Origin of the sequence: Neobacillus drentensis, assembly GCF_036962125.1 — a bacterium.
GTDB classification, from domain to species: Bacteria; Bacillota; Bacilli; order Bacillales; family Cytobacillaceae; genus Neobacillus; species Neobacillus drentensis_B.
The window spans coordinates 1-9452 of record NZ_JBALOA010000052.1; the positions used below are offsets into that span (position 1 = coordinate 1).

General features: G+C 39.2%; 10 protein-coding genes. 7 read left to right on the top strand and 3 right to left on the bottom strand.

The window, feature by feature from the left end:
* Window positions 1-177: 177 nt before the first annotated feature.
* Window positions 178-1092, bottom strand: coding sequence for a dihydrodipicolinate synthase family protein (locus tag V7121_RS24790; RefSeq protein ID WP_335494452.1), 915 nt, complete (start codon window positions 1090-1092; stop codon window positions 178-180).
* A 255-nt stretch (window positions 1093-1347) separates the two neighbouring features.
* On the opposite strand from V7121_RS24790, the gene kduI reads away from it, so the two are divergent.
* The 5 genes from kduI to V7121_RS24815 all read left to right on the top strand — a co-directional run bounded on the left by kduI (window position 1348) and on the right by V7121_RS24815 (window position 5704).
* Window positions 1348-2178, top strand: a complete 831-nt coding sequence (gene kduI / locus V7121_RS24795) for a 5-dehydro-4-deoxy-D-glucuronate isomerase (RefSeq protein WP_335494451.1) — start codon at window positions 1348-1350, stop codon at window positions 2176-2178.
* Between the two features lie 68 nt (window positions 2179-2246).
* Window positions 2247-3023 (top strand): 2-dehydro-3-deoxy-D-gluconate 5-dehydrogenase KduD, encoded by a 777-nt coding sequence (kduD, locus tag V7121_RS24800; protein ID WP_335494449.1) that lies wholly within the window; start codon window positions 2247-2249, stop codon window positions 3021-3023.
* Window positions 3024-3052: 29 nt separating this feature from the next.
* Window positions 3053-3502: a YhcH/YjgK/YiaL family protein gene (locus tag V7121_RS24805; protein WP_335494447.1), complete on the top strand. Its 450-nt coding sequence runs from the start codon at window positions 3053-3055 to the stop codon at window positions 3500-3502.
* A 192-nt stretch (window positions 3503-3694) separates the two neighbouring features.
* Window positions 3695-4690, top strand: coding sequence for a 2-keto-3-deoxygluconate transporter (gene kdgT / locus V7121_RS24810; protein ID WP_335494445.1), 996 nt, complete (start codon window positions 3695-3697; stop codon window positions 4688-4690).
* 63 nt (window positions 4691-4753) lie between these two features.
* Window positions 4754-5704, top strand: a complete 951-nt coding sequence (locus V7121_RS24815) for a sugar kinase (protein WP_335494444.1) — start codon at window positions 4754-4756, stop codon at window positions 5702-5704.
* A gap of 106 nt (window positions 5705-5810) precedes the next feature.
* Here V7121_RS24815 and V7121_RS24820 read toward each other — a convergent pair whose 3' ends face one another.
* Complete coding sequence (locus V7121_RS24820; RefSeq protein WP_335494442.1) at window positions 5811-6575, bottom strand: IclR family transcriptional regulator; 765 nt, start codon at window positions 6573-6575, stop codon at window positions 5811-5813.
* Between the two features lie 161 nt (window positions 6576-6736).
* On the opposite strand from V7121_RS24820, the gene V7121_RS24825 reads away from it, so the two are divergent.
* Together V7121_RS24825 and V7121_RS24830 are read left to right on the top strand one after the other, a co-directional pair.
* Entirely contained in the window at window positions 6737-7381 is a 645-nt protein-coding gene (locus V7121_RS24825; protein ID WP_335494458.1) for a bifunctional 4-hydroxy-2-oxoglutarate aldolase/2-dehydro-3-deoxy-phosphogluconate aldolase, read from the top strand.
* Between the two features lie 151 nt (window positions 7382-7532).
* On the top strand, window positions 7533-8372 hold the full coding sequence (locus V7121_RS24830; RefSeq protein ID WP_335494440.1) for an aldo/keto reductase: 840 nt from the start codon (window positions 7533-7535) through the stop codon (window positions 8370-8372).
* Window positions 8373-8545: 173 nt separating this feature from the next.
* Here V7121_RS24830 and V7121_RS24835 read toward each other — a convergent pair.
* A partial coding sequence (locus V7121_RS24835) for an OmpL47-type beta-barrel domain-containing protein (protein WP_420490531.1) occupies window positions 8546-9452 on the bottom strand: 907 nt, incomplete at its 5' end.

Consider the following 9452-nt stretch of genomic DNA (forward strand, 5'->3'; position numbering starts at 1 on the left):
CGCGCTCCGCACTACGATAAGTCAACATCGGGTCGCTACGCTCTCCGTGTTTCCTTTATCTCAGTTGGAGCGCTCCAGGCCATACGCCGCTGAACAGGGCGCTTACGCTTTTCTTATTATAAATAAAAAGCTGTTCAGTTACTAATACTGAACAGCTAACTTTGTTTAATTTCTAGATTAGGAAAGAGTAGTCGACTTTTCTAATAAAATGCTTTTCACTAATTCTTTTTTCTCTGGACTGAGTGAACGAACGGGTGCTAGAACATCCGTCGAAATTTCGATTCCGCGCAGGAGAATGGCTTCTTTCACAACATTCATAAAAGGTGAATCGAGTTTATATAAAGGGAGCAAAGCTGCCAATTTTTGGTGGAGTTCAATAGCTTTGCCGAAGTTTTCTTGTTTAAACGATTGGTATATACCGACGGAAACTTCCGGTGCGAAAGATGCAGTCAATGGAATAGATCCGTCACCGCCAAGGGCTAAGTTATTTAAAAGATGCTCATCATATCCGGCAAACACCGCAAAGTGAGGGTGTTGGGACTTAACGATTTGAATTAATTCTCTCGTATGTCCTACTGCTAAAACCGTGTCCTTGATACCGACGATATTCGGATAGTTATTAACTAGTGTAAGAACAAAGTCGGGTGATAAATCTTGGCCAGTTAATTCTGGATAATTGTATAAAATAATCGGCAGCTCTACATTTTTAGCAATTTCTGCATAATGCTGAAACAGGCTATCCTCCGTTAGTTTATAGTAATACGGGTTGACTACGACTACTCCATCCGCACCAATCGATTTTGCATGCTTGCTTATTGAGATGGTTTCGTTGGTACTTGGGGTTCCTGTCCCTATTAAAACTGGTACACGCCCATTTACATAACTTGTCGCAAATTCAGCCACTTCTTTTCTTAACTCGACCGGCATTTGGCCGAACTCTCCGCCAGAACCTAAAAAGAAAAGCCCGTTTACTTGTGAATCTATCAAGAAATCAATTAGATTTCCCATTCCTTTCTTATCAAGTTTCCCTTCTTTGAACAAAATGGTCGGTACTGGTGGGATAACACCATAGAATTGATTAGTAGTTTCCATAATACTCCTCTTTTCCAGTTTAATATAGAAAACCAAAGTTTATTATTTAGAACCAAATTCATTATATCATACAATTTTCTGAAAAATCCCTTTTTACTTGGAAATTTCCTCAAAAAATCAAAATTCATCTTTTTGTCAAATTCCCTATAGCAATTCTGAAATGAAACCGCTATAATTAAATTATGAAACACCGTACCACGATGTGGAACAAAAAAACATCGAAGGTTCGAAGTTAATTTTAAGGAGATGTAGATTGTGGAAACTAGGTACTCAACACACCCAGATCATGCCAAAACATTTACAACTGAAGAACTTCGTAAACACTATCTAATTGAAGAGTTATTTGTACCCGGTGAAATAAAGCTGGTTTATACGATGGAGGATCGCGCCATTGTGGGTGGGATCACACCTATGGGAGAAGCTATTTCATTAAAGGGCTATGACCAAATTAAAGCAGATTACTTCTTAGAACGTAGAGAAGTTGGGATCTTTAATGTCGGTGGAACCGGAAAAATCACCGTTGATGGTGAAACTTATGATATGGAAAACAAAGATTGCTTGTATGTTGGATTAGGGAAGAAAGAGTTGCTTTTCATTAGTGAATCAACCGTTAGTCCAGCCAAGTTTTATTTATTCTCTGCTCCAGCTCATAAAGAGTATCCAGTACAGCATGTAGCGTTTAAGGATATTGAAGGGGATCGATTAGGATCACTTGAAAATGCAAACGACCGAGTGATTCGCCGCATGATTCATAATGAGGGAATCCAAAGCTGCCAAGTTGTCATGGGCATGACGCAATTGAATACAGGAAGTGTCTGGAATTCAATGCCGACTCATACACATGACCGCCGAATGGAAGTTTACCTGTACATTGATTTAGATGAAAATGCAAGAATGTTCCATATGATGGGTGAGCCAACCGAAACACGCCATCTTGTAATGAAGAACGAACAGGCAGTCATTTCTCCGCCTTGGTCGATACATTGCGGCGGTGCAACGAGTAATTATACGTTCATCTGGGCAATGGCCGGTGAAAATAAAACCTATAATGACATGGACCAAGTAACCATGGACCAATTAAGATAATTGGAGCCAAAAACATATCTAGTAAACTGCAAAATAAAACGCAAACAAAATTAAGGGGTGCTATACAAATGAGTTTAAGAGATTTTTCATTAGATTTTTTCAAGTTAACAGATAAGGTAGCCATTGTAACAGGAGGAAATACTGGTCTTGGTCAAGGATATGCTGTTGCATTAGCTAAAGCTGGAGCAGATTTGTTTATTGTTTCTTATGATACCAACTGGGATGAAACAAGAGAGTTGATTGAAGAAACAGGAAGAAAAGTTTACTTCCATCAAGCAGATTTAACCGCTAGAGAAAACTTACAAACGATTGTGGATACATGTCTAAGTGTTTATGGCAAGATTGATATCCTAGTCAATAATGCTGGAACCATCCGCCGCAACCCATTGCTTGAATATAAAGAGGAAGATTGGAATGCTGTTATGGAGATCAACCTAAATGCTGTTTATCTTCTAAGTCAAGCAGTTGCCAGAGTAATGGTAAAGCAAGAAAGCGGAAAAATCATTAATATCTGCTCGATGCTTTCTTTCCAAGGTGGTAAATTTGTTCCGCCATATACAGCTAGTAAAAGTGCCGTTGCCGGTTTAACCAAAGCTTTTGCCAATGAATTAGGTCAATATAATGTCCAGATTAATGCGATTGCACCAGGTTATGTGGCAACAGCAAATACTGCACCGATTCGTGCTGATGAGGGGCGTAGTGAGGAAATTCTTTCTCGTATTCCTGCTGGCCGCTGGGCAAATCCATTTGACTTAATGGGCGTAGTCGTTTTCTTATCTAGCCAAGCTTCTGACTATATGAATGGACATATTCTTGCAGTGGATGGCGGTTGGTTAGCCCGTTAATAAATTCCTAATAGGAAGAGTTGATCTCGATGATAGTTGGTAGATTAAATGACTTAATCAAAAACCAGCTTCTTACTGAGAAATTGCAATCAACACTACATCTCTTACAAGAAGCAGATTTTTCCCAGTATTCTACTGGACGTTATGAATTGAACGAGGAATTATTCTTTTTCTTAAACGAATATGAAACAAAAGCAGTGGATGAGTGCTTTTGGGAAGCTCACCAAAAATATCTAGACTTTCACTTTATTATAGAAGGTAAAGAAAAGATTGCCGTAGACCATATTGAGCATCAGCGTGTGAAGGAAGCATACAACGAAGAGAAGGATGCCATCTTCTTTGAAGGGGATGTCCACTCTGACATCACGATGAACCCAGGAGATGTGATGATCTGTTTTCCAGAAGATTCTCATATGACTGGAATAATTGCTGAAGAATCACAAAAGGTTAGAAAAGTAGTCCTCAAAGTAAAAATGTAATACAAGTTTGTGAGGTTAAAAGAAAAATTGAGGTCAAAAGTCAGTGGCGGTTCATGAAAAGAATAGTATAGGGCCGCCCACGGCTTCCCATTTGATTCAGGAACTTATCACACAGCATGAACAATCAAATCAACCATCTCAGTTTTTTGCTAAAAATTACCCATTATAAACCGAAAGGTAAGGTATGCAATTATGAAAATTATGAAGACGATTGAAAAGATCCCTGGGGGTCTGATGCTGGTTCCATTATTCTTAGGTGCAATTATTCACACACTTGCTCCAAAATCTGGTGAGTATTTCGGTTCATTTACTAATGGTTTAATGACAGGTACGGTTCCAATTCTAGCGGTATGGTTCTTCTGTATGGGTGCTGGTATTAATATTAAAGCTACAGGTACGGTTTTAAGAAAATCAGGAACACTTGTCATAACAAAGATAGCGGTTGCATGGGTAGTGGCGATGGTTGCCTCTATGTTTATCCCTGATGGCGGAATTCAAACAGGCTTTTTCGCTGGATTCTCTGTTCTTGCAATCATTGCGTGTATGGATATGACAAACGGCGGTCTTTACGCTTCCATTATGCAGCAATATGGTTCAAAAGAAGAAGCTGGAGCATTCGTATTAATGTCACTTGAATCTGGTCCACTAGTAACCATGTTAATTCTAGGTTCAACAGGTATTGCAGCTTTCCAACCACATGCATTTGTAGGCGCTGTCTTACCATTCTTAGTAGGTTTCGTTCTTGGTAACTTAGACAAAGATTTCCGTGAATTTTTCAGTAAAGCAACACACACCATGATTCCATTCTTTGGTTTTGCTTTAGGTAACTCGATTGACCTGACAGTTATTGCAAAAACTGGCTTGGCTGGAATTTTATTAGGACTACTTGTAATCGTTATCACAGGTATTCCATTGATGCTTGCTGATAAATTTATCGGCGGCGGAAACGGTACAGCAGGACTTGCTGCTTCAAGTACAGCTGGAGCTGCGGTTGCTAACCCAATGATTATTGCGACAATGAAGCCAGAGTTTATGGATATTGCACAGTCTGCTACTGCTTTGTGTGCAGCATCCGTAATCGTAACATCGATTTTAGTTCCTATCTTAACTGCCTATTGGTCACAGTATATGAGCAAAAAAAAACAAGGACCAGTTGGGCACAATGATAGCCATAAAGTAACTGCTTGATAATTAAATCAAGAGAGACATATTTCATTGTATGTCTCTCTTTCAATTATAGGAGGACCTCAAATGAGTAGAGTTATTACAATCGGAGAACCTATGGCACTCTTTGTTGCGGAGCAAGAAGGTCCGTTAGAAAATGTGGAGCGTTTTGACCGCTTTGTTGCAGGTGCCGAGGTTAACTTCTCCATCGGAATGTCACGTTTAGGGCATTCAGTTACGTATATCACCCAATTGGGATTGGACCCATTTGGAAAAAATATTGAAAAATTTCTCCAGCAAAATGATATTGATACCACGTATGTGAAGTATGATGCTACCTTTTTAACGGGTATGCAGTGGAAGCAAAAGGTTGTAAGCGGAGATCCGGAAGTATTCTCAGCCCGAAAGAATTCAGCGGCTTCACACATGGATTTGGAAACAATCGCTAATCTAAATTGGGATGGATTTGACCATATTCATCTTACGGGCATTCCGCCTGCATTATCCGGTGGTTGTCGGGAAATGGTCTATGAGCTAATGAAAGAAGCTCGGGCGAGAGGCGTGCAAATTTCTTTTGATCCTAACCTGCGTCCTGGTCTTTGGCCTGATAGAGAAGAAATGGCCCAAGTCATTAACGACCTTGCTTGTCATGCAGATATTGTTCTTCCGGGCATTGAAGAAGGGAAATTATTAACAGGTAAACAGGACGTTTATGAGATTGCCGCATACTATCATGCGGCTGGAGTGAAAACAGTCGTGATTAAGCTTGGGGCAGAAGGCGCGTTCACAAGTTCAGAAGGTGAGCAGTTTTACACTGAAGGTTTCACAGTAAAGAAAGTTATTGACACGGTTGGTGCTGGTGATGGATTTGCCGTTGGCGTGGTAAGCGGTATTTTAGAAGGCTTGCCATTGCAAGAAGCAGTAAAACGTGGAACTGCCATCGGTGCCCTTGCTGTTATGTCACCAGGAGATAATGATGGGCTGCCAAATAGAGAAAGTTTGGAAGCTTATATGGAAAACGTGATGGTTAACCTTTAATCCATGTGTTTATTAGGGTAAAGAAACCTGCTTGCTTTGGTTTCTTTACCTTTCATGTTTTGGATGAAGTAAAAAAGGTATTCTCAAAAAAGAATACCTCCGTTCACTAAATTCCAGTATAGCCAAGGTTTCTTGAGATGGCTAAACTATATTGTTTCATTTTCTCGACTAATGTGTCATTGATAACATCCATTGTGATTCGATTTCTTGGGCCTGAAATACTGAAACTAGCGATAATCTTACCTTTATGATCGTAAATAGGGGAGGCAATACATCTTAGCACCTCTTCATTCTCAGCATTATCGAGGGCATACCCTTGAGCCTTTACCTTATCGATTTCTTCGATAAATGCTTCTTTTGAAGTGATGGTGTGTGGTGTCTTAGGTATGAAATTAATATTTGAAATAATTTCTTCAAACCTATCCGGATTCATGCCTGAAAGTAATACTTTTCCAACCCCCGTACAGTACATCGGGGCTCGGCTTCCAATCCGGGAATACATTCGAATGGTTTGATTACTTTCAATTTTATCGATGTAAATAACTTCACCATGGTCTTCGATGCATAAATGAACGGTTTCATTGACTTCTTTGGATAATTTTTCTAGATAGGGTTTTGCAACCGTAATGATATTCGAGTTATTTAAAAGGTTCCTAGAAAGAAAGAGGACTTGTAATCCAAGTTTGTATTTATCTGTTTCTTCATCTTTTACAACATAATTCATATTCGATAACGTAGCTAACAGTCTATGAAGGGTGCCTTTTGTCAGTCCAACCTGCTCCGCTAGACGTGTAATCTGGATGCCATCTGGATATTCAGATAGCTTGTTTAAAATGGTTAGAGCTCTTTCAAGTGATTGAACATTAGACATCTTTTTCTACCCCGTTTAAATAGTTTTCATAATACATTTTTAGAACACTGTTCTATTATATGATACGGTATCGGAAATCTTTTGTAAATTTAATTCATAGTAATTAAAACTATTTGAAAATAATTTTTTGAAAAAATTAATAGAGAGAAGTGATCAGCATGATGAAAAAAATAAACACCTTAACTAAAATTGCCGATTGTGGAGTCGTTGCTGTTGTAAGAGCAGATTCAAAGGAAGAGGCCGTTAACATTTCTGAGGCCTGTGTAAAGGGCGGAATTCAAGGGATTGAAGTCACCTTTACTGTTAAAGGGGCAGATGAGGTAATTAAAGAATTAACAACACTTTATCAAAATAATACCGAGGTTGTCATTGGAGCAGGAACCGTTCTTGATGCGGCTACAGCACGGATCGCAATTTTGGCGGGAGCACAGTTTGTGGTAAGTCCAGCATTTGATGAGGATACAGCAACACTTTGTAATCTCTATCAAATCCCCTACATGCCAGGCTGTATGACCATTACTGAAATGAAACGTGCACTAGAAGCTGGGGTGGATATCATAAAACTATTCCCAGGAAGTGCATTTGGTCCAGAATTTGTCAAAGCAGTGAAAGGTCCGCTGCCGCAAATAAACATTATGCCAACCGGCGGTGTTGATTTAGAGAATATTGGTCAATGGATCAAAAATGGCTGTGTGGCTGTTGGAGTCGGTGGAAACCTAATCGCCCCAGCTAAAACAGGCGAGTTTGACAAGATCACCGCATATGCAAAAGAATATATCGAGAAGGTCCAAGCCGCACGAGGATAATAAGTATTTCCTCGGTTGATTCTTTTATAAAGACTACTAAGTTTTTGTTATAATCATAAATAAAGGCTGTGTTAAATTTTGGTAACCTATTGATTGAATCGGAAATCAATAGGCAAGTTTAACACAGACTAATTAAATGGGAGGAATTACGATGCCAACAAATTTAAAAGACACGACTACATTACATAATGGTGTAAAAATGCCATGGATGGGATTGGGCGTATTCAAAGTGAGCGAAGAAGAGGTTGTCCAGTCTGTAAAAGCAGCGATAAAGAATGGATACATAAGTATCGATACGGCTTCATTTTATAAAAATGAAGAAGGCGTGGGTCAAGCAATTAAAGAATCTGGAGTGCCCCGTGAGGATTTATTTATTACCACTAAGCTGTGGAATGCCGACCAAGGATATGAATCAACCCTAGAAGCGTTTGAAACTAGTTTGAACAAACTTGGACTTGAGTACTTGGATCTTTATTTAATTCATTGGCCTGGTAAAGATAAATATAAAGAAACGTGGAAAGCTTTTGAAAAGCTATATAAGGACGGACGTGTGCGTGCAATTGGCGTAAGTAACTTCCAAGTTCATCATCTTGAGGATTTGATCAGTTCAGCAGAAATTAAACCGATGGTCAACCAAGTGGAATTCCATCCGCATCTTACCCAAAAAGAACTTCTTGCTTATTGTAAAAAGGAAGGTATTCAGTTAGAAGCGTGGTCACCTTTAAAACAAGGGCAGCTTTTGAGCGAGCCGGTTCTTGAGGATTTAGCGCATAAATATAATAAATCCGTTGCTCAAGTTATTTTGCGCTGGGATCTGCAACATGGTGTGGTAACGATTCCTAAATCAATCAAAGAGTATCGCATTATTGAAAATGCAGATATATTTGATTTTGAAATATCTAAAGAGGATATGGAAAAAATTGATGGACTAAATCAAGATAGCCGTGCCGGATCAAATCCGGATACGATGAGTGTCGGCTTTGAACAATAGAATTTCATTTATTAATCTTTAGTTAGAGTGGAATTTTGTGATTAACTGGAAAAGAAAAAAAAGGGATACATCCTTTATGGGATGTATCCCTTTCTTAGTCAGCTTACAAAACCATTCCGCCTTTGGTTTATTAAAGTAAACTCTTTAATAACATGTTCTATTCAGTGTTCCCACTAATCATGGCGGACAGCTATGATAGTTGATACTTTTCGTACATTACCTGCCTGATCGGTGATAGTATAGATTATTGTATAGATCCGCTCCTGGGTTATCCCCGATCTTTCTGCCCGTAAATCAAACTCAAAATCGGCTGTACCAAATTCAGCATTTTGGATATCTAGCTCGGTAGAACCATCACCTAGCCATTCATCTGGCTCGCTACTAGTAATCGATGTTAAAACAATAGACTGGAAACCAGAGATGGAATCCGTTATATCAGGTTTGACCGTCACTTTGACCATCTTATGGTTTGGCGACCATATAGTGTAATGACTTAAGTTGAGTTTGACCTCCGGTAATGTTTTATCAATTTTCACATTGATAGATTTCAACTCTTCCGTATTTCCGGCATTGTCTGTGCTACGGTATTCAACCTTATGAATACCATCAATGGTCAATTGAATAGGTGACTTGTAAGGTGCCCAGTCACTTCCATCAACTCGATATTCTGTTTTGCTTATGCCTGATTGCCCATCATTTGCTGAAAGCTCCACATTTACATCTGTTGTGTACCAACCATTTGCGCCGTTCGGCTCACCTTGTGATATTTTTGATGTTGTAACTGGGTTTGTTTTATCCAACTTTAATAATTCAGATTTACTTTCTTCTACATTTCCTGCTTTATCGATGCTCCTGTATTCAATTTTGTAAATGCCATCCGTCTTTACCATTACCAAATTGTCATAGGTTCTCCAGTCGCCTTCATTCACACGGTATTCGGTTTTCTCAACACCAGATCCTTCGTCTGATGCAGTTAGTGTGAAACTGACTTCTGATTTGTACCACTCATTGGTACCGTCTGGTTTACCTGGTAAAACATTAACCGTGGTAACGGGCTTGGTATTATCGCGTTTTAGGGAA